Source organism: Aquabacterium sp. TM01 (assembly GCF_057808345.1).
Window position 1 is genome coordinate 235,428 of the sequence record NZ_AP046529.1, and the last position, 26,226, is coordinate 261,653.

Annotated in this window: 23 protein-coding genes; 12 read left to right on the plus strand and 11 right to left on the minus strand. The window is 64.4% G+C overall.

Features of this window, described 5'->3' with window-relative positions:
- Positions 1-6: 6 nt before the first annotated feature.
- On the minus strand, positions 7-147 hold the full coding sequence (locus AC3WW4_RS01265) for a hypothetical protein (RefSeq protein ID WP_300157981.1): 141 nt from the start codon (positions 145-147) through the stop codon (positions 7-9).
- A 48-nt stretch (positions 148-195) separates the two neighbouring features.
- Positions 196-2,373, minus strand: coding sequence for a C1 family peptidase (locus AC3WW4_RS01270; RefSeq protein WP_488826581.1), 2,178 nt, complete (start codon positions 2,371-2,373; stop codon positions 196-198).
- Positions 2,374-2,559: 186 nt separating this feature from the next.
- On the opposite strand from AC3WW4_RS01270, the gene AC3WW4_RS01275 reads away from it, so the two are divergent.
- Together AC3WW4_RS01275 and AC3WW4_RS01280 are read left to right on the plus strand one after the other, a co-directional pair.
- Entirely contained in the window at positions 2,560-4,086 is a 1,527-nt protein-coding gene (locus AC3WW4_RS01275; RefSeq protein ID WP_488826582.1) for a flavin-containing monooxygenase, read from the plus strand.
- Positions 4,087-4,123: 37 nt separating this feature from the next.
- Positions 4,124-4,990 carry a metal-dependent hydrolase gene (locus AC3WW4_RS01280; RefSeq protein WP_488826583.1) on the plus strand — a complete coding sequence of 289 codons (867 nt, stop codon included), beginning with the start codon at positions 4,124-4,126 and terminating at the stop codon, positions 4,988-4,990.
- A gap of 57 nt (positions 4,991-5,047) precedes the next feature.
- On the opposite strand, the gene AC3WW4_RS01285 is transcribed toward AC3WW4_RS01280, so the two are convergent.
- The 3 genes from AC3WW4_RS01285 to arfB all read right to left on the minus strand — a co-directional run bounded on the left by AC3WW4_RS01285 (position 5,048) and on the right by arfB (position 9,324).
- Positions 5,048-7,561 (minus strand): DUF2339 domain-containing protein, encoded by a 2,514-nt coding sequence (locus tag AC3WW4_RS01285; protein ID WP_488826584.1) that lies wholly within the window; start codon positions 7,559-7,561, stop codon positions 5,048-5,050.
- Positions 7,562-7,670: 109 nt separating this feature from the next.
- Complete coding sequence (locus tag AC3WW4_RS01290; RefSeq protein ID WP_488826585.1) at positions 7,671-8,762, minus strand: sensor domain-containing diguanylate cyclase; 1,092 nt, start codon at positions 8,760-8,762, stop codon at positions 7,671-7,673.
- Positions 8,763-8,910: 148 nt separating this feature from the next.
- The gene (gene arfB, locus AC3WW4_RS01295) at positions 8,911-9,324 is read right to left on the minus strand and encodes an alternative ribosome rescue aminoacyl-tRNA hydrolase ArfB (protein ID WP_488826586.1); all 414 of its coding nucleotides are present in this window, start codon (positions 9,322-9,324) and stop codon (positions 8,911-8,913) included.
- 77 nt (positions 9,325-9,401) lie between these two features.
- Between arfB and AC3WW4_RS01300 the strand changes: the two genes are divergently transcribed.
- Positions 9,402-10,049, plus strand: a complete 648-nt coding sequence (locus tag AC3WW4_RS01300; RefSeq protein WP_488826587.1) for a SagB/ThcOx family dehydrogenase — start codon at positions 9,402-9,404, stop codon at positions 10,047-10,049.
- Here AC3WW4_RS01300 and AC3WW4_RS01305 read toward each other — a convergent pair whose 3' ends face one another.
- Positions 10,050-10,340 (minus strand): hypothetical protein, encoded by a 291-nt coding sequence (locus AC3WW4_RS01305; RefSeq protein WP_488826588.1) that lies wholly within the window; start codon positions 10,338-10,340, stop codon positions 10,050-10,052.
- A 140-nt stretch (positions 10,341-10,480) separates the two neighbouring features.
- Here AC3WW4_RS01305 and AC3WW4_RS01310 point away from each other — a divergent pair, with 140 nt between their 5' ends.
- Together AC3WW4_RS01310 and brnQ are read left to right on the plus strand one after the other, a co-directional pair.
- Entirely contained in the window at positions 10,481-10,921 is a 441-nt protein-coding gene (locus tag AC3WW4_RS01310) for a CBS domain-containing protein (protein WP_488826589.1), read from the plus strand.
- A gap of 62 nt (positions 10,922-10,983) precedes the next feature.
- Complete coding sequence (gene brnQ, locus AC3WW4_RS01315) at positions 10,984-12,297, plus strand: branched-chain amino acid transport system II carrier protein (RefSeq protein WP_488826590.1); 1,314 nt, start codon at positions 10,984-10,986, stop codon at positions 12,295-12,297.
- 11 nt (positions 12,298-12,308) lie between these two features.
- Here brnQ and AC3WW4_RS01320 read toward each other — a convergent pair whose 3' ends face one another.
- On the minus strand, positions 12,309-12,773 hold the full coding sequence (locus AC3WW4_RS01320; protein WP_488826591.1) for a MarR family winged helix-turn-helix transcriptional regulator: 465 nt from the start codon (positions 12,771-12,773) through the stop codon (positions 12,309-12,311).
- 534 nt (positions 12,774-13,307) lie between these two features.
- Between AC3WW4_RS01320 and AC3WW4_RS01325 the strand changes: the two genes are divergently transcribed.
- From AC3WW4_RS01325 to AC3WW4_RS01335, 3 genes are all read left to right on the plus strand, one after another.
- Positions 13,308-13,583: a metal/formaldehyde-sensitive transcriptional repressor gene (locus AC3WW4_RS01325; protein ID WP_488826592.1), complete on the plus strand. Its 276-nt coding sequence runs from the start codon at positions 13,308-13,310 to the stop codon at positions 13,581-13,583.
- 69 nt (positions 13,584-13,652) lie between these two features.
- Positions 13,653-14,765 (plus strand): S-(hydroxymethyl)glutathione dehydrogenase/class III alcohol dehydrogenase, encoded by a 1,113-nt coding sequence (locus AC3WW4_RS01330; RefSeq protein WP_488826593.1) that lies wholly within the window; start codon positions 13,653-13,655, stop codon positions 14,763-14,765.
- Positions 14,766-15,009: 244 nt separating this feature from the next.
- Positions 15,010-15,717, plus strand: coding sequence for a hypothetical protein (locus AC3WW4_RS01335; protein WP_488826594.1), 708 nt, complete (start codon positions 15,010-15,012; stop codon positions 15,715-15,717).
- Between the two features lie 66 nt (positions 15,718-15,783).
- On the opposite strand, the gene gyrB is transcribed toward AC3WW4_RS01335, so the two are convergent.
- The 3 genes from gyrB to dnaA form a co-directional block, all read right to left on the minus strand.
- Entirely contained in the window at positions 15,784-18,339 is a 2,556-nt protein-coding gene (gene gyrB, locus AC3WW4_RS01340; RefSeq protein WP_488826595.1) for a DNA topoisomerase (ATP-hydrolyzing) subunit B, read from the minus strand.
- Between the two features lie 129 nt (positions 18,340-18,468).
- Entirely contained in the window at positions 18,469-19,590 is a 1,122-nt protein-coding gene (gene dnaN, locus AC3WW4_RS01345; protein WP_488826596.1) for a DNA polymerase III subunit beta, read from the minus strand.
- An 870-nt stretch (positions 19,591-20,460) separates the two neighbouring features.
- Entirely contained in the window at positions 20,461-21,966 is a 1,506-nt protein-coding gene (gene dnaA, locus AC3WW4_RS01350; RefSeq protein WP_488826597.1) for a chromosomal replication initiator protein DnaA, read from the minus strand.
- 326 nt (positions 21,967-22,292) lie between these two features.
- On the opposite strand from dnaA, the gene rpmH reads away from it, so the two are divergent.
- The 4 genes from rpmH to yidC all read left to right on the plus strand — a co-directional run bounded on the left by rpmH (position 22,293) and on the right by yidC (position 25,047).
- Positions 22,293-22,427, plus strand: coding sequence for a 50S ribosomal protein L34 (gene rpmH / locus AC3WW4_RS01355; RefSeq protein ID WP_290729357.1), 135 nt, complete (start codon positions 22,293-22,295; stop codon positions 22,425-22,427).
- A gap of 108 nt (positions 22,428-22,535) precedes the next feature.
- The gene (locus AC3WW4_RS01360) at positions 22,536-23,051 is read left to right on the plus strand and encodes a ribonuclease P protein component (RefSeq protein ID WP_488826598.1); all 516 of its coding nucleotides are present in this window, start codon (positions 22,536-22,538) and stop codon (positions 23,049-23,051) included.
- Positions 23,052-23,119: 68 nt separating this feature from the next.
- Positions 23,120-23,374: a membrane protein insertion efficiency factor YidD gene (gene yidD / locus AC3WW4_RS01365; RefSeq protein WP_488829672.1), complete on the plus strand. Its 255-nt coding sequence runs from the start codon at positions 23,120-23,122 to the stop codon at positions 23,372-23,374.
- Entirely contained in the window at positions 23,371-25,047 is a 1,677-nt protein-coding gene (gene yidC, locus AC3WW4_RS01370) for a membrane protein insertase YidC (protein ID WP_488826599.1), read from the plus strand. Before yidD ends, yidC begins: the two co-directional genes overlap by 4 nt.
- Before the next feature lie 105 nt (positions 25,048-25,152).
- Here yidC and AC3WW4_RS01375 read toward each other — a convergent pair whose 3' ends face one another.
- Positions 25,153-26,145 carry a sterol desaturase family protein gene (locus AC3WW4_RS01375; protein ID WP_488826600.1) on the minus strand — a complete coding sequence of 331 codons (993 nt, stop codon included), beginning with the start codon at positions 26,143-26,145 and terminating at the stop codon, positions 25,153-25,155.
- Positions 26,146-26,226 lie beyond the last annotated feature (81 nt).

A 26,226-nucleotide genomic window follows, 5' to 3' on the forward strand; every position in this document is an offset into this window, starting at 1 on the left:
TCGCCCTCAGCCCAGCAGCTTGGCCAGCCCCCAGATGGCGCAGGCGCCCGACACCGCGGCGGTGATGGTGCGCAGGCCGCGGTGGGTAGAGAACAGAGCCAGCGCGCTGCTGGCCAGGATGATGCCGAAGAGGTAGGTGAACTTCATGAGCGCCATCTTAGTGGAGGCAGCCCGGTCTCATCGCCACACGCCGTCTCAATCGGCCAGGCGCTCGATGCGGACCTTGGGCTGGCCCACCGGGTCAACGATGTAGCCCAGGGCCTGGCCCATGATGTCGATGGCGTTGTCAAAGCAGCCGTGTGTGGCGGGCTCGGACCCTGCGCCGTTGGACACGCGGCGCGCGGTCAGCACATTCAGGTTGGTGGCGCCCACGCCCAGGTCGCCCCAGAAGCGCTGCCACTGAGCCACGTCTTTGCGGTGCTCGCGCGCCCACATGTCGTCGGCGGCGTCCGGCGCCACGGTGGCAGGGTCGAAGCTGCGCTGCATGCCCAGAATCGGCATCTTGTGGGCATCTTCGAACGAGCGGCTCACCAGGTAGAGCAGGGACTTGCGGTACGGCCCCACGGCATCGTCGCGCTCGTTCTGGTCCGACAGGACATGGATGTGGAAATGCTGGGCGTCCAGCACCTTGTCTTTCAGCACGGCCCCCGCGTAGTGCTGGTTGGCAAACTGCACCGTGCAGGCCGGCGCAAACAGGCGCACGCTGGCCGCCTTGAGCTTGACGCTGGCCATCTGCTTGAGCATGGACCCGAGCACGATGCTGCCCGCCGAGTGGCCGATGAGGTGGATTTCGAGCTTGGGCAGTTGCGCCTGCAAGGCCTTGAGGTGCGGCACCATCAGGTGCAGCCCACCGTTCTCATGGATGCTGGCCCGCTCGGCGTTGACCTTCATCTGCCCCCACATCGCCCCGCCGGGAGCGCGCAGCACGGGCTCGAGCATGCGGTCGGTGCCTTCGGTGATGCGGTCCAGCCAGCCCTTGGCCGGCGCCACGCCGCGCACGCCCAGCCCCAGCCGGGCGGCCCATTCTTCGGCCAGGTCCGAGACGGTTTCCATCGCGCCCGAGCGCCAGCTGATGAACAGCGGGTAGATGCCGTTGGCCAGCGCGTAGGGCGCCATGACGCGGATGCGGCTGATGGAGTCGCTCTCGCTGTTGAGGCCGCCGTGGGCATAAATCATGAGCTTGACGCTGCCGCGCTCCTTCAGCCAGGCCAGCGGCCGGTGCAGGGCCGCGGCCTCCAGCGCGGTGAAGGCGTTCTCGGCGGTGATGTCGTTGCGCACCGGAAAGCCGCGGTCCAGCACCACGGTGTGGCGGTAGGCTTGCTCGGCGTCCAGCGGGCGGTGTTCGGGCTTCTTGATGTCACGGTAGCGGCGCGTCAGGGCGTCGTCGCCGGCAATGAGGCCCGCGGGTCGGTCGGGCGTGCCCTCGGACATGGCCGAGCTGAAGGGCACCAGAAAATGCGGTGAACGCGTCACCGGCTCCTTGCCCGTACGCGCACGGTGCGAGGGCACGCCCAGGGTGAAGACCCAGGCATCGTTGCCGTGCATCACCCAGTCTTCATAGGGCAGCAGTGCAAAGCCGTGCGAGCCCCAGCCCACGCCCCAGGAGTTCTGCACCACAAAGCCCGACTCGTTGTAGCCCACCAGCGCAAAGGCATGCCCCCCGGCCTCTTTGGGGCGGGCCACCGGCTTGATGCGCACCAGGTCGGCATGGCCGCGCAGCGTCTTGCGCGTGGGCACGGCCCAGCCTTCGTGCACGGTGGCGGCCACGTAGATGGCGCCGTTCTGGCGAATGGCGGCCTGCATGTCCACCACCGAGCGCATGTCCACCCGGTAGTACACGCCCAGCGTGCAGCCCAGCGCGTCGACGTCCCAGTTGCGGTCGGGGTCATCGGCCTGGCTGGGGTCTTCCAGCGGCGTGGCGGGCTGGCGCCGCCCCTTGGCATCGAGCACATAGGGCCACAGCGCCTCGCGGCACACGCCATGGCGCTGCCAGCCTTTGAGCGCGCCGCGGCAGCTAGAGCCCTCGTAGTCCTCGCCCGGCCATTCGTCGTACATGCGTGCGAGCTGGTAGAGCATGGCCGGGCTCACCCGGCGCACCTGGTCGTCCGGCCCCGGCACATCGCGCACGAACAGCAGGTAGTTGACGACGGCGGCCAGACCAAAGCCGGTGCAGGCGCCTTCCGAGCCCTGGTCCAGCAGGTGGCCGCCTGCGGCATAGGCGGGCAACCAGTGCTGCACCTCGGTGTCCGACGGCCACTGCGCCGGCAGGTTGCCCAAGGGCGGCTGGTAGGGCCGATCACGCAGGTCCAGGCGATCGGGGCGGGCGTCCAGCGACACGGCGCGCTGGCCGATGACAACCTTCTTGGTGGGCATGCCCGGCCTCCTCGTGTGGTGATCGTGAATGAGCTTGTCACCTTGTGAGATTTCATCTTATCGACCGGGAGGCTGGTGCCCATCACTAACCTTAGGGGGGCCCACGGAAACCCCTACTTGTCAGGGGCGGTCTTTCTCCACACCATCACATCTGAAATCAATTGATGTCAGTTTGAAGGAGTCACCGTGTCCGTCCACCCCTTTCCCACGCCCGAGCACACCGATGTGCTGATCATCGGCGCGGGCCTGTCCGGCATCGGCGCGGCCTACTACCTGCAGCGCGACCAGCCGGGCAAGTCCTTCGTCATCCTCGAATCGCGCACCGCCTCGGGTGGCACCTGGGACCTGTTTCGCTACCCCGGCATCCGCTCTGACTCCGACCTGCACACCTTCGGCTACGAGTTCAAGCCCTGGGTGCACGACAAGGCCATTGCCGACGGCCCCGACATCCTGGCCTACCTGCGCGAAACCGCTTCCGAGAACGGTATCGACCGCCACATTCGCTACCAGCGCAAGGTGAGCGCGGCCGCCTGGTCGAGCGAGGACGCGCGCTGGACCGTGACGGTGCAGCACACCGACACCGGCGAGACCCACACGATGACGTGCAAGTGGCTGTTCTCGGCCGCCGGCTACTACCGCTACGACCAGGGCTTCACGCCGCGCTTCGAAGGCATCGACCACTTCCAGGGCCAGGTGATCCACCCGCAGCACTGGCCCGAAGACCTGAACTACCGCGGCAAGCGCGTGGTGGTGATCGGCTCGGGCGCGACCGCCGTCACCCTGATCCCCTCGATGGCCAAAGAGGCCGGCCACGTGACCATGCTACAGCGCACGCCCACCTATGTGATGAGCCTGCCCTCGCGCGACCCGATTGCCAACCTGGCCCGCAAGCTGATGCCGGCCGACAAGGCCTACGCCTTCGCACGCCGCAAGAACATCGGCCTGCAGCGCGGCATCTGGCGCTTTTGCCAGAAATACCCCAACGCGGCACGCCGCGTCATCCGCTTCGTCAACAAGGTGTCGCTGCCCAAAAACTACCCGGTCGATGTGCACTTCAACCCGCCTTACAGCCCCTGGGAGCAGCGCCTGTGCGCCGTACCCGATGGCGATCTGTTCAAGTCCATCAAGGCGGGCAAGGCGTCGGTCGTCACCGACCACATCGACACCTTCACCGCCAGCGGCATCCGCCTCAAATCCGGCCAGGAGCTGCCGGCCGACATCATCGTCACCGCCACCGGTCTGAACCTGCAGCTGTTTGGCGGCATCGCGCTCACGGTGGACGGCGAGCCGGTGGACCTGTCCCAGAAGGTGGCTTTCAAGGGAATGATGCTCAGCGACGTGCCCAACTTCGCCTTCATCGTGGGCTACACCAACTCGTCATGGACGTTGAAGGTGGGGCTGCTGTGCGAGCACTTCTGCCGCGTGCTGGCCCACATGGACCAGTACGGCTACGCGGTGGTGCGCCCGCGCCTGCCTTCGCCCGACATGCCCACCCGCCCGCTGCTCGACTTTGGCGCGGGCTACGTGAAGCGCGCCCTGTCCAGCCTGCCTCGCCAGGGCACCAGCGGCCCGTGGGTGATGGCCATGGACCCCAACCACGACGCCCAGGTGTTGCGCCACGGCCCGGTGGCAGACCCCTGTCTGGTGTTTGACAGCGGCCCGCGCCAGCGTCATCCTGTGTCTGCCTCCGCCCAGGTGGCCGTCAACGCCTGACGTGGCAGTGAAGTAGCAGTGAAGTAGAAGATCGACCATGACTCACCCTGACATCGTCCCGCGCGAAAAACTCGCCTTCGGCTTTGAGCAAGACATCCCCAAGTACTGGTTGGGCGGTGACCCGTTCAAGACGCGCTTTTGCGACGCCATGTCCACCATCTTCCCGGAAGGCGAGCGCTTCTTCATCTCCTGCGTGCGCGACTTCCGCGATCAGGTCACCGACCCGCAGCTGCTGGCCGAGATCAAGGACTTCATCCGCCAGGAAGGCCAGCACGGCATCGTCCACAGCCAGTTCAACGCGCACCTGACCAAGCAGGGCATCCCCGTCGCGCGGCTGGAAGGGGTCATGAAGTGGTGGCTGTTTGATGTGCTGCGCAAGTACATGCCCAAGAAGCACACGCTGGCGCTGACCGCCGCCTCGGAGCACCTCACCGCCATCATGGCCGAGGCCCTGTTCACGCGCAAAGAAGTGATGGGCTCCGCCGACCCCCGCATGTTCGCGATGTACGCCTGGCACGCCATGGAGGAGATGGAGCACAAGGCCGTGGCCTTCGACGTGATGCAGAAGGTGGCCAAGGTCTGGTACCCGCGCCGCGTGTTGGCGCTGATCGAATGCACGCTGGCTTTCAACTTCAACGTGCTGTCCTTTGCCAACGTCATGCTGCGCCGCGATGGCTTCAGCCGCTGGCAACGCGTCAAGCTGTTCGCCAAGGGCATGGGCTGGGTCTATGGCCCTGGCGGCATGTTCATGGGCTGCTGGCGCTCTTATCTGCGCTACTACAAGCCCGGCTTCCACCCCTGGCAAGAGGCGCCCACGCCCATGTACCAAGTATGGCTCAATACCTTCAACCGCACCGGCGATCCGGTGGAAGCCGGCCGCGTGGTGTACGCCGCCGCAGACTGAGCCAGCGCCTGGATCCCGGCGCCTTGCCGGGGGCTCGTCCCCGTGCGGCCTCGGCGCTCAGCGCTCGGCCGGCGGCATGGGCGCCAGGTAGCCCGCCAGCAAGAACAAGCCGCCCATGCTCAACAGGCTGAGGGCCGCTCCCAGCGGTGAAAACAGCGCCCCGCCCACCAGCGCCAGCAATTTCAACGACGACAGCACGCAGGCCGCCGCCGACACCAGCCAGGCCTGACGCCGCTGACGGCGCGCACTCAGGAACAGGCACGCCACCCCGACCGCGGCCACGAGCACGGGCAACAAGATGCTGTGGCGCGCCAGGCTCCAGCCCATGCCCTGCCATTCGGCCACCCAGACATAGGTGAACACCACGGCCGTCAAGGCCCCCAGCACCCGGCGCACATCGTGCGACAGGCCTTCCCCGGCGCGCACCCACACGGCCAACATCAGCAAAGCCACCGGTCCGGCCAGCGCCTGCGCCATCGGAGCCACCTGTCCGATCAAGGCCATCAGCATGGCGGCGGCCACCAGGCCCAGGTGAGCCACCTCGGTGGCCGTAGGGCGCACCTCCACCTCCGCCGGCACCTGCCACACCCGGTCCAGCCAGCCCCCCGCGCGACCCTGCGCGTGCAGCGCCAGCCCCAATGTGCTCAAGGCCAGCGGCATTCCCGGTGCATCCAGCAACTTCAAGGCGGCGATGGCCGGCAGCTGGCACAGCAACAGCTCCACCCCGCCCAGCAAGGCACCGTGCCAAGGCGGTGGGCACAGCGCCTCACCCGCATGGCGGCGCAGCCCCACCCCGGCCGCCAGCACCGGCACCACCAGTGCGGCCAGCTGCCATCCCCCCACCGCACCCGGGCTGTGCACCAGCACCGCGCCCCATTGCATCGCCGCGCTCAGCGCAAACAGCGCCGGAGCCGGCACCCAGGCCACCGGCCGACGCCACAGGGCCAGCGCCACCATGCCGCTGAGCAAGGCCAGCTGGGCGGCCACCCGCAAGGCCGTCTCGTCCACCGCCAGCGAAAGCCACAGGCTGCCTGCCACCAGGGCCACAAAGGCAAACAACCAGCCATCCACATCGCGCAGCGAACGCGCATGGCGCAGGGACAAGGGCAGGGCGACCAGCCACACCAGCGCCGCCGCCCAGGCCGTGTGCGTGCCCATCGTCGCAAAGCCGATGAGCACCAACGCGCGCGCCAGCCACGGTCGCACCAGCGAGCGACGGTCCACCGACAGCGTCATGATCACGCCCTCGGCAAACAGGCTCAGCCCCATCACCGCCGGGGTCAGGTCGGCCTGGGCGATGGCCATGGCCACACTCAGGGCGCACAGCACCCAGGCCGTCTCACGCAGCACGGCCGCGTGAAACACCCGCAGCGCCAACACGGCCAGCACCAGCGCCTGAGCCACTGCCGCGCCTTCGAACACCGTGCCGGTGGGCCACAGCCAGTTCTGCATCGCCAGGTACACCACGGCCACCATGGCCAGGCAGGCCGCCAGCAGGCCGGTCTCGCGCTCGTCATCGGTGTGCGTGCGCGCCCAGGTCACGCACCACACGCCAAACTGGAACAGGTAGGCATGCAGCAAGCCTTGCTGAGCACCCACCGACAGGGGTTCGGCCTGCGTGGCCCAGCGCGCCGCATAGGTGACGGCCGCCAGCCCGGCGGCACACAGGTGCGCGTGCACGGCGATCTCGATCCAGCGACGACGCCAGCTCAGCGCCAACGCAAAGGCCGTCACCAACAGGCCATAGCAAAGGTTGAACCACAGACTCTGCTGCGCCTGGATGGCCAGCACCGGCGCCGCATACGCCCCCAGAAAGCCCACCCCGGCCAGCACCTTCGCGTCTTCGCGCACCGCACGCCACACCAGCGCCGCCGACAAGGCCGCAAACAGGCCCAGGGTCGTCGTCTCCGAAAACAGCCCGTAGGCATGGCCGCCCACATAGGTCGCCAGATAGGCCACCGCCGCCGCGCCGCCTTGCAAAATCTGCCCCCACAAGGGGTTGCGCCGGCCAAAACGCCAGCCTGCATAGCCAATGCCCGCCGCCGCCAGCCAGGCCAGGCCAATGCGCATGCCGGGCGAGAGCAGCTCGCGCCACGACAGCGCGCTGAGCAGGAAGGTGAAGCCCAGCAACAGCAAGCCAATGCCCGCGCTGGCAAACAGATTGCGCTTGATCAGCCCCATGAAGGACAGGCCCGCGGCCTCGCGAACCTCGGCCGACCGCACCGGCTCGGGCACCGAGATCGGTGCCACCAGCGGTTCGGGCCACGCGGTCGGTGCAGGCATGGGCACGGTATCGCGGAACGCAGGCCGCGTGCTGCGCGCCGGCCCCAGCGAGGGATCCAGGTCGACCTCGGCGTGCTCTGGCGACAGCGGCTCCGCTGACGCGATCTGCGCAGGCGCCACCTCGGACGACGTGGCCGTCGCACCGGTCTGCACCGGGGGCTGCGACGCCTTCAAGGCCAGCGCCTGCAGCTGGCGCTCCAGTTCACTCAAGCGCTGATTCAACGTAGAGAGCCGCGAGCCCAGGGTCACCCAGGTCACCACCAGTGCCAGAAAAAGAAACACGCTCATGGAAGGATGCCATCGTCAGTGGTTTGAAACCATTATCGATGGCACACCCTGCGCGCACCTGGCCGATGCCGCCGCCTCCCCCTTCAGATGGAGGTCGACCCCACCCGGTTCAGGCGACCGCCCGTGCGCTCGGCGCATCGGCCACGCACACCCGGTTGCGCCCCTCCGCCTTCGCCCGGTACAGCGCCTGGTCGGCCAGCGCGATCAAGGCCTTCGGCGTCATCTGGGCCTGGGGCGCGCACGCCACCCCGATCGACAGGGTGACCCCGACCGACTGCCCCTCGATCTCCCAGCACTGCGCGGCCATCAGCTCGCGCCAGCGTTCGGCACGCTCGCACACCGCGTCCAGCCCCATGTCGGGCAGGAACAGCAGGAACTCCTCGCCCCCATAGCGGCAGCACAGATCGCTGGTGCGCATGTGCTGGGCCAGCAGGCTCGAAACCCGGCATAACACCGCATCGCCCATGGCGTGGCCATGCTGGTCATTGATCTGCTTGAAATGGTCCAGGTCGATCAGCAGCAGGCTGACCGGTGCCCCGTCCCGCGCGCAGCGGTCGAACTCGCGCTGCAAGGAATCGTTGAGATAGCGCCGGTTGTAGAGCCCGGTGAGCGGGTCGCGGTTGGCCTGCTCGGTCAGCTGCGCCTGCAAGGCCTGCACGGCCTCCAACTGGCCCTGCAAGGCCAGCTCGCTCTGGCGCAACTTGACCCGCGTGTCGTTGAGCACCACGGTGCGCCGGTAGGTGCTGCGCGCAAACAGCACCAGATAGGTGCCCAGGGTGCCCAGGCACATCAAGCTCACCAGCAAGGATGTGTCGGGCGCGAACGGTGCGGCACCACCCAGTAACATCACCAGCGCGGCCCCGGCCACCGTGGCCGCCAGCGCCTGCCCCACGCCCACGCCACCGCGGAATGCGGCCAGGTTCATGCACCCGCAGATCACCAGCAAACCCGTGATCCACAGAGGAAAACCCAGCAAGGCCGCCCAGACGCCGAAACAGAAGTTGTCCAGCTGCATGTTCTGGATTTCGGCCTGCAAGGGATCGGCCGCCCGGCGGGCCCGCCAGAACACCACATGGGGATAGACCAGAAACTGCAGGCCCAATGCCACCCACATCACCAGGCCCTGCCCATGCGCCTGAAAGTACGCCGCAAAGATCGCCATCGCCAACAGCCATGACGCCGAGCGGTTGCGGTGATTCATGCGAACAGCCCAGTGGAGCGTTTTGGCGGACACAGTGCGGACCCAGGACGAGGCAGACGATGCTGCAAACAGGCACAAAATGTGCCATTGCCCGCAATTTTGCGTCAATTCAGGCCGCAGAACGCGCTGCATCCATCAGATTGCGTTCTCAATCCCGCACCTTGCCCCGTGCGGCCTTCACCTCGGCCCGCACGGCCTTGCCCTGCAAACGGCGCTGCTTCGAGCCCCAGGTGGGTTTGGTGGGGCGCCGCACCGCCTGCACCTGCGAGGCCTCGGTCACCATGGCCTGCAAACGCCCCAGCGCCTCGGCCTTGTTCTGCTCCAGGCTGCGCGCTGATTGCGCCTTGATCACGATCACGCCCTGCTTGTTGATGCGCTGATCGGACAGGGCGAGCAAACGCTCCTTCACCTCCGACGGCAGCGACGAGGCGCGCACGTCAAACCGCAACTGCACCGCACACGACACCTTGTTGACGTTCTGCCCTCCCGGCCCCTGCGCGCGGATCGCCAGATAGGCGACTTCGTGTTCCCACACGTGGGAGTGGTTTGAGAATGAGGACATGGCGGTCTGGATGATAAGGCGTGCCCCTTGTCAGGGATGGGGCGGCGGCGTACGCTGTGCCGCTGCGGAGGTGGCCCATGAACACACTGACGAAACTGGCGCAGGGCCTGATCGGCCAACTCAAGCCCCGAGCGCTGTCGGACCCGGCCCCTGAGGCCCGGGCCTTGCCTGCACCGGTCATGAAGGGGGGCATGCCCTTGCGCGATGCCTTGCACCAGCGTCAGTCCCTGCGCGCGTTCCGCACCGATGCCTTGTCCGACCAGTTGCTGTCGGACCTGCTGTGGGCCGCCAACGGCATCAACCGCCCCGACGTGGGTGGCCGCACCGCCCCCAGCGCCATGAACACCCAGGAAGTCGATATCTACGTGGCCCTGGCCAGCGGCACCTATCTTTATGAGCCCCAAGCCCACGCCCTGAGCCTGGTGGCCAGCAGCGACGTGCGCCGGGTCACCGGTTACCAGGACTTCGTCGACGAGGCCCCGCTGGACCTGGTCTTCGTGGCCAACCACAGCCGCATGAGCCTGGTGCCGGCGGCACAACGCCAGCTGTACGCCGGGATGGCGGCAGGCGCCATTGCCCAGAACGTCTACCTCTTTGCCGCCGCTTCAGGGCTGGCCACCGTCTTGCGCGCCTGGATCGACCGCGAGGCCTTGACCGACGCACTCAACCTGAGCACCGATCACCAGGTGCTCCTGTCTCAGACAGTGGGCTACCCCCAGGTCTGACTACACCGGCAGCGTGTAGACGTCGGCGGCCAGGCGCTCCTGAGCGCTGTGCGCTTGCAGTGCCCGATCCCACTCGGGGCCGGTGGCGCCCTTGACCGGCACCAGCCCCTGGATCATCTGCACCACCTCGGGCGTGCCGCCCTCGAACTCCTGAACCTGCTCACGCGTCTCGAGCATCAGTCTGGCGACGGCCGAGCCGCCCCCATCAATGATGACCACATAGCGCACAGGCAGGCGCGACGCCCCCGCATGGTGCTTGCCGGGTGATTCCATTCCGTATGTTTGGCTCATGCATTGATGTTGTCACGCTCGCTGACGCGGCACAAGTCCCTGTCCCTGATTCCTGAAAAATCACGGTTCCCCTCTTGTCTTGGCGAATCACCGAGACGATGATGGTTCGGCACAGGTATGGATCATTCAGGAGAACTTCCGTGACGACAGCCGCAGACATTCTCAGAAGCAAGCCGACTCAGGCCATCTACGCCATCGGACCCCGCGCCTCCGTATACGACGCCCTCAAGCTGGCCGCGGACAAGGGCGTGGGTGCCCTGCTGGTGATGGAAGACGAACGCGTCGTGGGCATCGTCACCGAGCGCGACTACGCCCGCAAGGTGGCGCTCCATTCCCGCTCGTCCAAGGACACGGCCGTCAGCGAGATCATGACCTCGGCGGTCATGTATGTGCATCCCAGGCAAACCAACGCGGAGTGCATGGCGCTGATGACGGACAAACGCATCCGCCACCTGCCGGTCATGGACGAGGGCAAGCTGCTGGGCCTGATCTCCATTGGCGACCTGGTCAAGGACATCATCTCCGAGCAGGAGTTCATCATCCAGCAGCTGCAGCACTACATCGCCGGCGAGCGCGCCTGATTTCACCGGGCCCTGGGGCCCCCTGAGCCAGTATGCTCACGCCATTGCTTCTGAAGTTGAACATGGCGCGTCTGAATCATTCCGATCTGTTGGCACTGGGGTTCATGACCTTTGCGCTGTTTCTGGGCGCGGGCAACATCATTTTTCCGCCCCTGGCGGGCCTGCAGGCCGGCGCGCATCTGCTGCCTGCCGCCATCGGGTTCCTGATCACCGCCGTGGGCCTGCCCTTGCTGACCGTGGTGGCACTGGCCCGGGTGGGCGGCGGCATGCCTGCCCTGACCGCGCCCTTGGGGCACAGGGCTGGCACGGCGCTGGCGGTGGCCGTGTACCTGGTGATCGGCCCGCTGTTTGCCACCCCGCGTACGGCGGTCGCTTCGTTCGAGATCGGCATCAGCCCCTTCAGCGGCGTGGGCCCCCTGGCCCTGGCGCTCTACACCAGCGTGTTTTTCCTGGCGGTGTGGGCCTTGGTGCTGTTTCCCGGCCGCCTCATCGACATGGTGGGCAAGCTCATCACCCCGGTGCTGATCGTGGCGCTGATCCTGCTGGGCGCCGCCGGCCTGTACCTGCCCGCCGGCCCGGTGGCTCTGCCCCAGGGCGACTACGTGGCCCAGCCCCTGCTCAAGGGCTTCCTGGAAGGCTACCTGACCATGGATGCGCTGGGTGCGCTGGTCTTTGGCATCGTCATTGCCACGGCGGTGCGCGACCGTGGCGTCTTCGAGCGCCGACTCGTCACCCGCTACTCCGTGATCGCCGTGCTGATTGCCGCCACCGCGCTGGCGCTGGTCTACCTCTCGCTGTTCTACCTGGGCGCCGGCAGCGCCGTCCTGGCGCAGGGTGCCAGCAATGGCGGCGAGCTGCTGACGCGCTATGTGCAGCACACCTTTGGCACACCGGGCCTGCTGCTGCTGGCCGTGGTCATCGTGCTGGCCTGCCTGACCACCGCCGTGGGCCTGATGGCGGCGTGCGGCGAGTACTTTGGTGAGTTGCTGGGCCAGCCCTACCGGCGGGTCGCCACGGTCTTCGTGCTGCTGAGCCTGCTGATCTCCAACGTCGGGCTCACCCAGCTGATTCAGTTTTCCATCCCGGTGCTGGTGGGCCTGTATCCGCTGGCCATCATGCTGGTGGTGCTCAGCCTGGCCGATGGCGCCTGGCGCGTGCCCGAGCGGGTGTTCCGGCCCGTCATGGCCGTGACCTGCGTGTTCGGTGCCGCCGATGGCCTCAATGCGGCAGGCATCGGGCTGGGGGTGGCCAGCCGCTTCTTCCAGAGCCTGCCCCTGGCCGACGTGACCATGGGCTGGGTGCTGCCCGCGGCCATCACGCTGCTCATGGCGGCGGGTGCCGATCGGCTGCGGGCGCTGCCTGCCTCGGGTCGTTGACAGGGCGCAACTCAGCGTTGCGACGCGATCAGCAGCTTGCGCGCCATCTCCTGTAGCTGCTCGAATTCGATCACGCTCAACCCCTGAAAGAGTTGCTGCGCGAACTCGGTCTCGATCGCCACGAACTGTTGTGCGTGTTGCTGGCCCGCAGCGGTGGCGCTCAGGCGCAGGATGCGGCCATCCTGGGCATCGGGGGTCCTGCTCAGCAGGCCGCGGCCCTCCAAGGCGTGGATGAGGTGGGCAACCTGCCCCTTGTCCCGGCTGATCTGGTTGGCCAGATGCTGCTGCGTGCAGCCTGGCTGCTCGACGCACAGGCACAGCAAGCGCATGTGCAAGGGACCCAGTCCGTCGACATCCACCGCGCGCAGCCGTTCATTGAGGCGCTGTTTGGACGTCCCAAAGAGGGTCATCAGGGACACGAACGCCGCATAGGCGGCTTCGTCAGAGGGCACGAGGCAGGGGGTTGGATTTGTCATGACTCAGTCCGTTGAGAAACTCAACCATATCACCTACACTGTTGAGCTTCTCAACGTTCTTCCCAAAAATGTCCTCTCCCACCCCGAAGCCAAGCGCGGCCCGCCGGCCGTCGTTGCGCGCCATGAGTCGCGCATGACGGATGCGATCTGCGACGGGCACAAATCCTCGCTTATCAATCGGAATAATGTGGGGCCCTGCGCGCCCGTAGGGCGCCACAGTCAATGCGTCCAGCGTCGTGGCAGATCAAGCACTTGGCAATGGCCGCGCCACAGCGCACTCAGAGAGTGCGTCACATTTGCTGCGACAGCCCTACATCGCACCAAAGTTGTTAAAACAGCAAATTCACACTCTGCTGATGCCAACCGGACAGTCACTTGAAGGACGCGCACACCAGAAGGAATGACACCTCCAACTCGCTGCTATGAGGCCGTCCACCCAGCCTGTGCTGCGAGGCATGCCCGCGTCGTGCCTTCAGTTGCATTTTCGTGGGTCCGTTAATATACTACCCCCCAGTACATTGCGTCAGCCTTTTCATGCCCCATACCCCTCAGGAAAAGAAGCGCGTCATCACCAGGCTGCGTCGCATCCGTGGACAAGCCGAGGCGCTGGAACGCGCCGTGGAAGCCGGCACGGACTGCGGATCACTGCTGCAGCAGCTGGCAGCCATGCGAGGCGCAGCCAACGGGCTGATGAGCGAGGTGCTGGACAGCCATTTGCGAGAGACCTTTGGCACGACCCAGGACGCCAAACCCGATATGGATGCCGAAATCGAACGGCTCATGCGCCTGGTTCGCTCCTACCTGAAGTGAGAAAGCCTGCTTGACTGGCATTCATGATCAATTTTCTGTCCACCCAATCTGCCCATTTCTAGGACCGCTATGAAATCCCGTGCCGCCGTTGCCTTCAAGGCTGGAGAACCCCTGCAAATCGTTGAAATCGACGTCGCGCCGCCCCGCAAGGGCGAAGTGCTCGTCAAGATCACGCACACCGGCGTGTGCCACACCGACGCCTTCACGCTCTCGGGCGATGATCCCGAAGGCATCTTCCCTGCCGTGCTCGGACACGAAGGCGCCGGCATCGTGGTCGAAGTGGGCGAAGGCGTCACCAGCGTCAAGCCTGGCGACCATGTCATCCCGCTCTACACCGCCGAGTGTGGCGAGTGTCTGTTTTGCAAGAGCGGCAAGACCAATCTGTGCGTCGCGGTGCGCGCGACCCAGGGCAAGGGTGTGATGCCCGACGGCACCACGCGCTTCTCGTACAACGGCGAGCCCATCTACCACTACATGGGCTGCTCCACCTTCAGCGAGTACACCGTGGTGGCCGAAGTGTCGCTGGCCAAGATCAACCCCGACGCCAACCCTGAGCACGTCTGCCTGCTGGGCTGCGGCGTGACCACCGGCCTGGGCGCGGTCAAGAACACCGCCAAGGTGCAAGAGGGTGACTCCGTCGCCGTCTTCGGGCTGGGTGGCATTGGCCTGGCCGCCATCCAGGGCGCCAAGCTGGCCAAGGCCGGCCGCATCATCGCCATCGACACCAATCCCGACAAGTTCGGCCTGGCCCGCGTGTTCGGCGCCACCGACTGCGTCAACCCGAAAGACCACGACAAGCCGATCCAGCAGGTCATCATCGAGATGACCGGGTGGGGCGTGGACCACAGCTTCGAGTGCATCGGCAACGTCAACGTCATGCGCGCCGCCCTGGAATGCGCGCACCGCGGCTGGGGCCAGTCGGTCGTCATCGGCGTGGCCGGCGCCGGCCAGGAAATCTCCACGCGCCCCTTCCAGCTCGTGACCGGCCGCCGCTGGCTGGGCACGGCCTTCGGTGGCGTCAAGGGCCGCACGGAGCTGCCCGGCATGGTGGAAGACGCGATGGAAGGCCGCATCCAGCTCGCCCCCTTCGTCACCCACACCATGCCACTGACCGACATCAACAAGGCCTTTGACCTGATGCACGAAGGCAAGTCGATCCGCTCCGTGGTGCACTACGAGTGAACAGGTCTCCAGTGTTGTGAGATGAAAAAGGCCACCTTCAAGGTGGCCTTTTGCTTGGATGTGCTGATCAAGCTTCGATTCAATGCGAACCGCAATGCCGACACCTGCATCGGAGGTGCGATACCTGCAATGCCAATAACCATGCGACGCCCACAGCTAAACTCATCTGATCAACAAACAGGCGGTTCATGATGCGTGCCAAAGCCCTCATGAATGACCGACCACGATCAAAAAAGAGGGAAACATGAAACATAAGAATTGGGCCGTATTGGTGGTTGGTCTGTACACAGCGTTGACGGCTCAGGCCAGTAGCACGGTGACGTTACCCACCATCCAAACGCCCGGCACAGGCATCGCAGTCAACCCAATACCATCATCCTCTTCGGGTGGCAACATGGGGACTGCGGCACCCGCTAACGCCATCCTGCGTCCTTTTTCCATTGCCGCAGACGAGTATTTGAACGTTACCTTGTCGTACACGCATGCCGCCGATCACAACATGCTGGCATTCAACATCAGTCAGTTGGCCCCGTTTCAAGGCGATTTGCTCATCAAGGCTTTTCACGATGATCAGCTGCTGGGTGAACACCTCAAATCATGGCACTACCTCAAGAGTGCATTCGTCAACCATGGCGTCGAGGTTGATTTCGCCGTCACCCCGCTCACCATAGCTGGCGCGTCGATTTTGGACATCAATCGCCTGGAGATCTATCCCTTGCTGCGTCCCGAAGACGCCAATGAGGTCACCACGATTGAGTTTTTGTTGTTCGACGCTGGCATTGTCACCCCCACGTCTTGGGACGTGTCAGTGGGCACCGTTTCGGCATATGGCAGGGTGGTGAGCGCGGTGCCTGACGTCAGCGCACTCACGTCCATGTCGATGGGCCTGTTGGGCTTAGCGGCAATCGGCAGACACCGTCGCACACGCAAACAGGTTCATCAGGCTCATTGAGCTGTACGCGCTCAGCCGCCAACGTTGCCCCGTCAAGACGGGGCACATCCATGCACCGTCAGTCCCTTACGCGTCGATGTTCGTCGCCCGCAGCGCATTGGTCTCGATGAAATCGCGACGCGGCTCCACCTCGTCGCCCATCAGCATCGTGAACACCTTGTCCGCCTCGATGGCGTCTTCGATCTGCACGCGCAGCAGGCGGCGCACGGTCGGGTCCATCGTGGTTTCCCACAGCTGGGCGGGGTTCATCTCACCCAGACCCTTGTAGCGCTGGCGGCCCACCGAGTTCTCGGCTTGCTGCAGCAACCAGGCCATGGCCGCGCGGAAGTCGGCCACCTTGCTTTCCTTGGCCTTCTCACCTTCCCCGCGGCGCACCACGGCGTCTTCGCTCAGCAGGCCCTTGAAGGTCAGACCGGCCTTGCTCAGCGCCTCGTAGTCGGCACCGTGCACAAAGTCGGCATTGATGATGCTGTACTTCGTGTTGCCGTGGAAGATGCGGCTGATGCGCAGCACCTGCTTGTCATTGCGCGGGTCCAGCTCGGCCGTGACTTCGGCGTTGTGCAGGGCAGCCTTCAAGGCGGCAGCACTGGCCTGGGCATCGGCTTCGGTGTCCAGGTTCAGCGTCAGGCCGTTGGCCATGGCGCGCAATGCCTCGACGTCCATCCAGTTGCTCAGGCGGTCGGCCACGTTGTGCGCCACCACATAGGCATGCGCCAAGTCGGCCAGCGCCTCGCCACTGATGGCCGGCTTGCCGGCACCGGGTTCGACCACGGCACCGTCCAGTGCCACCTTCATCAGGTACTCGTCCAGTGCGCTGGCGTCCTTGAGATACTGCTCGTGCTTGCCGTGCTTGACCTTGTAGAGCGGCGGCTGGGCAATGTAGATGTGACCACGCTCGACCAGCTCCGGCATCTGACGGAAGAAGAAGGTCAGCAGCAGGGTGCGGATGTGGGCGCCGTCCACGTCCGCGTCGGTCATGATGATGATGCGGTGGTAGCGCAGCTTGTCCGGGTTGAAGTCGTCGGTGCCGGCGCCGCGGCCAATGCCCGTGCCCAGCGCCGTGATCAGCGTGAGGATTTCATTGCTGGTCAGCAGCTTTTCGTAGCGGGCTTTTTCGACGTTCAGAATCTTGCCGCGCAGCGGCAAGATTGCCTGGAACTTGCGATCACGGCCTTGCTTGGCGGAACCACCGGCGGAGTCACCCTCCACGATGTAGATTTCGCACAGCGCCGGGTCCTTTTCCTGGCAGTCGGCCAGCTTGCCGGGCAAACCCATGCCGTCGAGCACGCCCTTGCGGCGCGTCATCTCGCGGGCCTTGCGGGCGGCTTCACGGGCGCGGGCCGCTTCCACGATCTTGCCGCAGATGATCTTGGCGTCGATCGGGTTTTCCAGCAACCAGTCGGTCAGCAGGCGGCCGACGATGTCTTCCACCGGTGCGCGCACTTCCGACGACACCAGCTTGTCCTTGGTCTGGCTCGAAAACTTGGGTTCGGGCACCTTGACCGAGACCACGCAGGCCAGGCCTTCGCGCATGTCATCGCCGGCCACATCGACCTTGGCCTTCTTGGCCAGCTCGTTGTCTTCGATGTACTTGTTGATGACGCGGGTCATCGCGGCGCGCAGGCCGGTCAGGTGGGTGCCACCATCACGTTGCGGGATGTTGTTGGTGAAGCAGAGCACATTCTCGTTGTAGCTCTCGTTCCACTGCATCGCCACTTCAACGCTGACGTTGGTGCCGTGTTCCGACACCTTGTCGCCCTGGGCGTGGAAGATGTTCGGGTTCAGGGTGTTCTTGCCCTTGTTGATGAACTCCACAAAGCCCTTGACCCCGCCAGCGTAGGCGAAGTTGTCTTCCTTGTTGTTGCGTTCATCGACCAGGCGGATCTTCACGCCGTTGTTCAGGAAGCTCAGCTCGCGCAGACGCTTGGCCAGAATCTCGTAGTGAAAATCGATGTTCGTGAAGATGGTCTCGTCGGGCAGGAAGTGCACCTCGGTGCCCCGCTTGTCCGTTTCGCCCGTGACCTTCATCGGGCTGATCTCGAAACCGTCGCGCATCTCAAGCACGCGGTTTTGCGGCACACCTTGCTTGAATTCGAGCAGGTGAGCCTGGCCGTCGCGTCGCACCGTCAAGCGCAGCCACTTGGACAGCGCGTTCACGCACGACACACCCACGCCGTGCAGGCCACCCGAAACCTTGTAGCTGTTTTGGTTGAACTTGCCCCCGGCGTGCAGCTCGGTCAGCGCGATTTCAGCGGCCGAGCGCTTGGGCTCGTGCTTGTCGTCCATCTTGACGCCGGTCGGGATGCCCCGGCCGTTGTCGGTCACCGAAATCGAGTTGTCGGTGTGGATGGTGACGACGATGTCGTCGCAATGGCCCGCCAGCGCTTCGTCGATGGAGTTGTCTACCACCTCGAAAACCAGGTGGTGCAGACCGGTGCCATCCGACGTGTCGCCGATGTACATGCCCGGACGCTTGCGCACCGCTTCCAACCCTTCGAGGATCTGGATGCTGCCTTCACCATAGCCCGCCGAAATCTGAGCCTCGGTCTGCGGCACAGGCGCCTCAATGGGCTGGTCTGGCTGCTGTTCAGGCTGTTGATCGGGGTGGATGGCGTCGGTCATGGGTACAAGCGCTAGGTAAGGTGGGACCAGCGGTGGGGGGCCCAGAGATGAAAAAGGTCCCGGCATTTGACAATGCGGGACCCTCATTCTATCCCCTGCGGCAAGGGGTCAATTTTGCGATGTCACTCGTTAAATGCGCATCGGCATCACGACGTACTTGAAACCCTCGTACTCGGGGTTGGTGATCAGCGCCGAGCTGTTGGCATCCTGCAGGGAGACGGTCACCATGTCCTGGCTCATGTTGGCCAGCACGTCCATCAGGTAGCCCACGTTGAAGCCGATCTCGAAGCTGTCGCCGCCGTAGTCGATTTCGAGCTCTTCCTTGGCCTCTTCCTGCTCGGCGTTGCTCGACGCAATGCCCATCAGGCCCGGCGCGAACGACAGGCGCACGCCCTTGAACTTCTCGCTCGTCAGGATGGCGGCGCGCTGCAGCGAGGCCAGCAAGGTGGTGCGGCCCAGCGTGATGTGGTGCTTGTGGTTCTTGGGGATGACGCGGTTGTAGTCGGGGAACTTGCCCTCGACCAGCTTGGTCACGAACTCCAGACCGCCAAACGTGAACTTGGCCTGGTTGCCGGCAAAGCGCATCTCGATGAGCTGCTCTTCTTCGCTCTTGCTGTCGTCCTTGAGCAGGCGCTGCAGCTCCAGCACCGTCTTGCGCGGCAGGATGACTTCCTGCTTGGGCATCTCGACGTCGAGCGTGGCCTGCGACAAGGCCAGACGGTGGCCGTCAGTGGCCACCAGCGTCAGTGTCTTGCCTTCGGCGACGAACAGGATGCCGTTGAGGTAGTAGCGGATGTCGTGCACGGCCATGGCGAAGTGCACCTGGCTGATGAGCATCTTCAGCGTCTTCTGCGGCACGTTGAATGCCGGACCGAAGTCAGCGGCTTCCTGCACCAGCGGGAAGTCTTCGGCCGGCAGGCTTTGCAGCGTGAAACGGCTCTTGCCGCCTTGCAGCGTCAGCTTGGTCTGGTTGGCCGTGAGCGAGACGATCTGGTCCGAAGGCAGGCTTTTGAGGATGTCACCCAGCTTTTTGGCCCCAACGGTGATGGCGTAGTTGCCTTCATCACCATCGAGTTGCGCCGTGGTGCGGATCTGGATTTCCAGGTCGCTGGTGATCAGTTCGAGCTCGGCGCCTTGTTTGCGAAGCAGCACGTTGGCCAGGATGGGCAGGGTGTGGCGGCGTTCCACGATGCCGGCCACCGATTGCAGGGCGGCAAGAACTTTTTCCTGAGCTGCTTTCAACACAATCATCTGAAGTCTTTCCCGTTGGTCCTTGCTTGCACGACGTCATCCACCCCTTGAATCGACATGGATCGGCCAAGGTGAATGCGCAAGCCCGTCGATCGTACCTCGGTTCCGCCTACCTCTGCGAGTCAAGCATTCCCGCAATGCACAGATCGTGCAGATGAGCGTCATGCAGGCCTTTCGCCTGTTTTTTTGTGCGGCGCGGGCGCGGCACTGTATTCATAACTGTTTTTATCTTTCTAATTCGTTGTAGTAGTAGAGGGCGCATCTGGCTGTGGACAAGTCACTTTTGTCTTTTCAGATCAAAGACATGCCAGGGCTTCAACCATGTGGAACCTGGACCTGATTGCCGCAACGCGAACCTGCAACAACTTTGAAAATGAGGGCTCGCCTGTGGACAAGTGGGGACTTGTTCGGATCTTGTCCACAACGTTGTTGTCTTGACAGGGTTCATCAGCCTGTGGCTTGAGATTGGAAAACAAGGTCGAGCGCTCACGACGTTCCATTCAACGAGTTTGTTTGTCATGGAATGTCATGACTCTGAAAACAGACTTTTTTTGAGGTGCCCAGCGCTGCACTGTCTTCATAACCATCTTCATCTTTCTAACTGGTCGTAGTAGTAGAGAGGCCCTGAATCTGTGTACAAGTTGATTTTTGTCTTGTCAGATCAATGACTTGGGCTCAGGACAAGCGTGTGGAGGCGGGGGGCCTTCGTGACGTGCGTCCATGACAACAACTTTTGAAAAGCCGCCTGGCCTGTGGACAAGCTCTGACTTGTTCAAAAGTTGCCCACAGACTTGTTGGCTTGACAGGCCGAAAAAAAAGAGGCCGAAGCCTCTGATTTTTGGGGTGCCTGACCGGCTTGGGGGGGCGGGATCAGCCTTTGAGCGTCTGCTCCAGCACGTGGAGTTGCTGGTTGAGCTCGGAATCCTTGCCCCGTTCGCCCCCGATCTTGCGCACGGCGTGCAGCACGGTGGTGTGGTCACGGCCGCCAAACAGCTCGCCGATTTCGGGCAGGCTCTTTTGCGTGAGTTCCTTGGCCAGGTACATGGCGATCTGGCGCGGCCGGGCGATCGAGGCTGGGCGCTTCTTGGAGTACATGTCTGCGACCTTGATCTTGTAGAAGTCGGCCACGGTTTTCTGGATGTTTTCCACCGAGATCTGGCGGTTCTGGATCGACAGCAGGTCCTTGAGGGCCTCGCGCGCCAGGTTGATCGTGATCTCCTTGTGGCTGAACTTGGCAAAGGCCAGCACCTTGCGCAGCGCGCCTTCGAGTTCGCGCACGTTGGCACGCACGTTCTTGGCCACGAAAAACGCCACGTCTTCGGGCATCTCGATGGCCTCTTGCGCGGCCTTCTTGATCAGGATGGCCACGCGCATTTCCAGCTCGGGTGGCTCGATGGCCACGGTCAGGCCGGCGTCAAAGCGCGAGGTCAGGCGTTCATCGATGTTGGCCAGCCCCTTGGGATAGGTGTCGCTGGTCATGATGATGTGCGCCTTCTTGGCCAGCAGGGCCTCGAACGCGTTGAAGAACTCTTCCTGCGTGCGGTCCTTGCCGGCGAAGAACTGCACATCGTCGATCAGCAGCAGATCGAGCTGGTGGTACTTGGCCTTGAGCTCGTCAAAGGTCTTGCGCTGGTAGTTCTTGACCACGTCCGAGATGAACTGCTCGGCGTGCAGGTACAGGATGCGCGCGTCCGGCTTGTCGGCCAGCAGCGCGTTGCCCACGGCGTTCATCAAGTGGGTTTTGCCCAGGCCGACGCCGCCGTAAATGAACAGCGGGTTGTACATCTGGCCGGGGGCACCGGCCACGTGCAGCGCGGCGGTGCGGGCCATCTGGTTGGCGCGACCGGGCACGAGGTTGTCAAAGGTCAACGCCGGATTGAGGCCCATGACCTGAGGTTGTGCCCGAGCGGTGCGGGCCGGCTCCGAGGTCTGTGGATAGGCCGCGCCCGCTGGCCCCTGGTTGGCAGCCTGAGCCTGTGCTGTGTGCGCCGGCAAGGCCGCACCCGACTGGGCGTTGGAGGGCAGGGCCCGACCGGGCATGACCATGCCGGGGCGCAGGCCACCGACCGGTGCGGCCATGCGGGGCGCCAGGGCCAACTCCAGCCGGATCTCGCCAGATTGCAACTCGGCCAGGATGGCTTCGAGGCGGGCGCTGTACTGGGTGCGGATCCAGTCAAGCATGAAGCGGTTGGCCACGCGCACCGACACCAGGGTGCTGCCCTCGGCCTGGCTCACTTCGGCCGGTGGCAGGGGGCGGATCCAGGTGTTGAACTGCTGTTCAGGCAGTTCGGTGGCCAGGCGCTCACAGGTCCGTTGCCACAGGGTGGCGGGGTCGTTGGGGCTCTGGCCGGCGGCGGTCATTTCGGCGGCACTCATGTGTGGACAAGTCTTTCTTCGGGGAGCGAATTCTAAGCGCATGAGCACAGGTCATTGACAGGTTATCCACAGTTTTTTCCCGGGGTTTGTGATTTGGGGTGATCGGCTCGCGCCGTGCCGGTTCGATGCGACGGAGGGGCCTGGACGGCAAAGGCATTGACCCTGAAACAAAAACCTGTTGTAATCGCGGGTTCGTCCGGTCAGCAGAATGCTTTGGCATGAAGTTGGGCCGGGTGCCACCTGGGCGGCAATTGCATCGCATCAGGGATCACAGATAACAGATAGGGCCGCTCCCATCGAGGTGCGGCCTCATGAAGGACCATCTCATGAAGCGTACTTACCAACCCTCCAAGACCCGCCGCGCCCGCACCCATGGTTTCCTGGTGCGCATGAAGACCAAGGGTGGCCGCAAGGTCATCGCCAACCGTCGTGCCAAGGGCCGCAAGCGTCTGGGTCTGTAATTCCCCGCCCCGGTCTGGTCGGTGCCGTGAGGGCGTCTGACCAGTACAGGTGTGAACGAGGCCGGGCCCCTGCCCGGCTTTGTTTCGACTTGACCTTTGTGACACACCGTGCGGCCACCCAGCCTGAAAGCTGCTGATTTTCAGAGGGCTTTGGGTTCGCGCCCGGTTTCGCGCACGACGCATTTCGTCTTGCATGCGCTGCCGCTGGTGCGCGCTGCGGATGCTGCTTCGGCAGGGTCCGAGCCTGATGCGCTCGCTTGCCCAGCCCCTTTGTCCACAGACGAGGGGCTGCAGGCTTCGCCGTGTGTGGATGAGTGTGCACTCACTTTGCCCAGTTGTGGCCCCGCGGGCTGGCGACTGGGCTTGGTGCTGCCTAAAAAACAGGCACGCCGTTCGGTCACCCGTTCGCTGATCCGTCACCAGGTCCGTGAGGCCCTGCGTCGACATGGGCCCGACATCTGGGCTGCCGGACGCCATGGGGCCGAGGTCGATGGCTGGGTCGTGCGTCTCAAGGCCCCGTTTGACCGCCAGCTCTTTCCCAGCGCGGCCTCGCCGGCCTTGAACGTCGCCGTGCGCGACGAACTGGACGAACTCTGGTCCCGTTTGGCCCGGAGTACGGCATGATGCACACGCTCCTCCATGTGCTCCGCAAGGGTCTGGCTGCGCTGTGCACCGGTCTCAATGCGGTGCTGATGGGGGTCGTGAAAGCGTATCGGCTCTTCCTCAGCCCCTGGCTGGGGTCGGCCTGCCGTTTCACGCCCACCTGTTCCCAATATGCTTTGCAGGCGCTGGAGCGTCATGGTCCGGCCGCAGGGTCGTACCTGACGGCACGGCGTCTGCTGCGTTGTCACCCGGGCTGTCCGGGTGGCCATGACCCGGTGCCCGACCAGGCGCCGCGTCTGTTTTCCCGTTTTTGCAACCCTTCGTCGGATTCCAATCGCCCATGAATGATCTGCGTCGCACCCTGCTGTGGTCGGTCTTTGCCGTCTCACTGCTGATGTTGTGGGATGGCTGGCTGCGTCACAGTGGCCAACCTTCCTTGTTCGCACCCGCAACGGTGGCTTCGGCTCCCGCTTCGTCGGTGCCTGGCTCGCCGTCCACCCTGCCCACGCCCAGCGCGGCCCTCGGAGCGCCGGGCGCTGCGGTGCCGGTGGCAGGCTCGGCCAGTGCGCCGGTCATCCCTGTCAGCGAGCAGATCACCGTGACCACCGACGTGGTCAAGGCGACGTTCGACACGCTGGGCGGCAGCCTGGTCAAGGTCGAGCTGCTGCAGCACCGCGCTCAGGATGACTTCAAGCAGAACATGATTTTGCTGAACAAGTCGGCCGGCCACACCTATGTGGCCGAGTCGGGTTTGATCGCCACGACCGGCCTGCCCAACCACAAGACGCCCTTCACGGTGCTGAGCACCGAGCGTGCACTGGCCGACGGCGCCGACAAGCTGGTGGTTAAGATGGCCTCGGCCCCGGTGGCTGGGGTGCAACTGGTCAAGACCTTCACCTTCCACCGTGGCAACTACGCCATCGATGTGAAGCAGGAAGTGGTCAACGCCTCGGCCGTGGCCGTCAGCCCGCAGCTGTATGTGCAGCTGGTGCGCGATGGCTCGGTGCCCACCGCCGAAGGCCCGACCATGATCGGGGCCCCTCAGGCCTACCTGGGTGGCGCCGTGTACACGGGCGAGTCGAAGTTCCAGAAGGTCGAGTTTGCCAAGATCGAAAAGAACGAAGCCGAATTCCAAAAGAGCGCCGACAACGGTTGGGTCGCCGTGGTGCAGCACTACTTCACCGCCGCCTGGTTGAACAACCAGAAGACGGCCCGTGAGTTCTACGCCCGCAAGATCGACACCAACCTGTATGCCCTGGGCATGCTGTTCCCGGTGGGCGAAGTGGCCCCGGGTCAGACCAAGGCCATTGACACGCAGCTGCTGGTCGGTCCGCAGGAAGAGGTCAAGCTGGCCAAGCTGGCCGAGGGTCTGGAGCTGGTCAAGGACTATGGCTGGACCCACCTGATGGCCAAGCCGCTGTTCTGGCTGCTGAACTGGCTGCACACTCTGCTGGGCAACTGGGGCTGGTCGATCGTGGCCCTGGTGGTGCTGTTGAAGGCGGCCTTCTACTGGCTCAACGCCAGTGCCTACCGTTCGATGGGCAAGATGAAGGCGCTCAACCCCCGCATCCAGGCCATGCGCGAGCGCCTCAAGGACAAGCCTCAGGAGATGCAGCAGGAGATGCTGAAGATCTACCGCGAGGAGAAGGTCAACCCGATCGGCGGCTGTCTGCCCATCCTGATCCAGATCCCCGTGTTCATCGCGCTGTACTGGGTCCTGCTGTCGTCGGTCGAGATGCGCAACGCGCCCTGGATCGGCTGGATCACCGACCTGTCGATCAAGGACCCTTACTTCGTGCTGCCGGCCCTGATGACGCTGTCGACCCTGCTGCAGACCTGGCTGAACCCGACGCCGCCGGATCCCCTGCAGGCCAAGATGATGTGGATCATGCCGCTGCTGTTCAGCGTGATGTTCTTCTTCTTCCCGGCCGGTCTGGTGCTGTACTGGCTGACGAACAACATCCTGTCGATCGCCCAGCAGTGGATGATCAACCGCCAGCTGGGTGTGACGAAGTAAGTCACGGTCCACGCTGACAAAAAAACCGCCTGAGCGCATCGCGCCAGGCGGTTTTTGTTTGAGGGTGTGGCGGTTGGTGTGACGGTCTTGGGGGCCCCGCGCGGTTCAGCGGTCGGCCGGCAGCGGCAGCGTGTCGAGGAACTCCGGGCCGTCGGCCATGCGGGTCATCGGGCCGGCATCGGCCTCGTCCTGAGCGCGGTTCTGTGACAGATCCGTCTGGGCCTGGCGCGCCTTCATGCGCGACCAGGTCAACGGCACCAGCAGCTGGCCCAGGTAGTGGTGCACGGGGTAGGCGTGCTCGTTGAACAGGCCCATCTGGGTGGGGAGCCGGCGGTGCTTCGGGTAGACGAAGGTGCCAAAGAGGTGGTCCCAGAGCATGACGACGCTGTAGTTCTGGGCTTCGTGCAGCTGGTTGGAGTGGTGCCAGCGGTGGATCTCGTTGGTGCCGATCAGGTAATTGAGCGGGCCGAAACGGAAGCGCACGTTCATGTGGGTGATGGTGGCCAGCACGCTGCTGATCATGCCGCTCATGATAAAGGCCTCGGGGCTGACCCCGGTCTGGAAGGTGACGAAGACCGGGATGAGGCGGCGCCAGATCAGGTCGAGCGGGTGGGCGCGGCTGGCGTTGAGCACGCTCAGACGGTGGGCGCAGTGGTGCACGCTGTGCAGGCGCCACAGTGCATCGATTTCATGGGCCATGCGGTGCGTGACGTAGAACATGAAGTCGAAGGTCAGCCAGGCGATCAGCACCTGGGCCCACAGCGGCAGGTGGTGCGCGGCCCAGCTCTCGGGCAGCACGCCAAAGTGAAACAGCAGGCCGATGCCGGTGGCCGCGATCAGCACATGGATGAAAAAGTCGGTCAAGCCGGTGATGGCCAGCAGCGCGACGTTGTGCAGGCTGTCGGTGAGCACCTCGCCTTTTTCAAAACGATTGGCCTGCTCGGGCCACACATACTGCAGCGCCGTGCACAGGAGGTAGTAGGGGATGAGGAAGGTCAGCGCGATCTGGCTGGGGTCGAACTGGGCGTTCAAGACGGTGTAGATGCCCAGGCCCAGGGCGCCGAAGATGAAGCCCCAGCTGGCGACGAGTGGCAACATGATGCTTTCCTCCGCGGTGTGGTGGGAGGCAGGGTAGGGGGCCGGGCGGCCCGGGCCATCGGGGTTTGCGCGCAAGGCCCC

Bases quoted from the DNA above. Each gene is read 5' to 3' on its own strand.
- AC3WW4_RS01265 (WP_300157981.1), bottom strand. From the start codon at position 147: ATGAAGTTCACCTACCTCTTCGGCATCATCCTGGCCAGCAGCGCGCTG.
- AC3WW4_RS01270 (WP_488826581.1), bottom strand. From the start codon at position 2,373: ATGCCCACCAAGAAGGTTGTCATCGGCCAGCGCGCCGTGTCGCTGGAC.
- AC3WW4_RS01280 (WP_488826583.1), top strand. From the start codon at position 4,124: ATGACTCACCCTGACATCGTCCCGCGCGAAAAACTCGCCTTCGGCTTT.
- AC3WW4_RS01285 (WP_488826584.1), bottom strand. From the start codon at position 7,561: ATGAGCGTGTTTCTTTTTCTGGCACTGGTGGTGACCTGGGTGACCCTG.
- AC3WW4_RS01290 (WP_488826585.1), bottom strand. From the start codon at position 8,762: ATGAATCACCGCAACCGCTCGGCGTCATGGCTGTTGGCGATGGCGATC.
- arfB (WP_488826586.1), bottom strand. From the start codon at position 9,324: ATGTCCTCATTCTCAAACCACTCCCACGTGTGGGAACACGAAGTCGCC.
- AC3WW4_RS01300 (WP_488826587.1), top strand. From the start codon at position 9,402: ATGAACACACTGACGAAACTGGCGCAGGGCCTGATCGGCCAACTCAAG.
- AC3WW4_RS01305 (WP_488826588.1), bottom strand. From the start codon at position 10,340: ATGAGCCAAACATACGGAATGGAATCACCCGGCAAGCACCATGCGGGG.
- brnQ (WP_488826590.1), top strand. From the start codon at position 10,984: ATGGCGCGTCTGAATCATTCCGATCTGTTGGCACTGGGGTTCATGACC.
- AC3WW4_RS01320 (WP_488826591.1), bottom strand. From the start codon at position 12,773: ATGACAAATCCAACCCCCTGCCTCGTGCCCTCTGACGAAGCCGCCTAT.
- AC3WW4_RS01325 (WP_488826592.1), top strand. From the start codon at position 13,308: ATGCCCCATACCCCTCAGGAAAAGAAGCGCGTCATCACCAGGCTGCGT.
- AC3WW4_RS01330 (WP_488826593.1), top strand. From the start codon at position 13,653: ATGAAATCCCGTGCCGCCGTTGCCTTCAAGGCTGGAGAACCCCTGCAA.
- AC3WW4_RS01335 (WP_488826594.1), top strand. From the start codon at position 15,010: ATGAAACATAAGAATTGGGCCGTATTGGTGGTTGGTCTGTACACAGCG.
- gyrB (WP_488826595.1), bottom strand. From the start codon at position 18,339: ATGACCGACGCCATCCACCCCGATCAACAGCCTGAACAGCAGCCAGAC.
- dnaN (WP_488826596.1), bottom strand. From the start codon at position 19,590: ATGATTGTGTTGAAAGCAGCTCAGGAAAAAGTTCTTGCCGCCCTGCAA.
- dnaA (WP_488826597.1), bottom strand. From the start codon at position 21,966: ATGAGTGCCGCCGAAATGACCGCCGCCGGCCAGAGCCCCAACGACCCC.
- rpmH (WP_290729357.1), top strand. From the start codon at position 22,293: ATGAAGCGTACTTACCAACCCTCCAAGACCCGCCGCGCCCGCACCCAT.
- yidD (WP_488829672.1), top strand. From the start codon at position 23,120: ATGGGGGTCGTGAAAGCGTATCGGCTCTTCCTCAGCCCCTGGCTGGGG.
- yidC (WP_488826599.1), top strand. From the start codon at position 23,371: ATGAATGATCTGCGTCGCACCCTGCTGTGGTCGGTCTTTGCCGTCTCA.
- AC3WW4_RS01375 (WP_488826600.1), bottom strand. From the start codon at position 26,145: ATGTTGCCACTCGTCGCCAGCTGGGGCTTCATCTTCGGCGCCCTGGGC.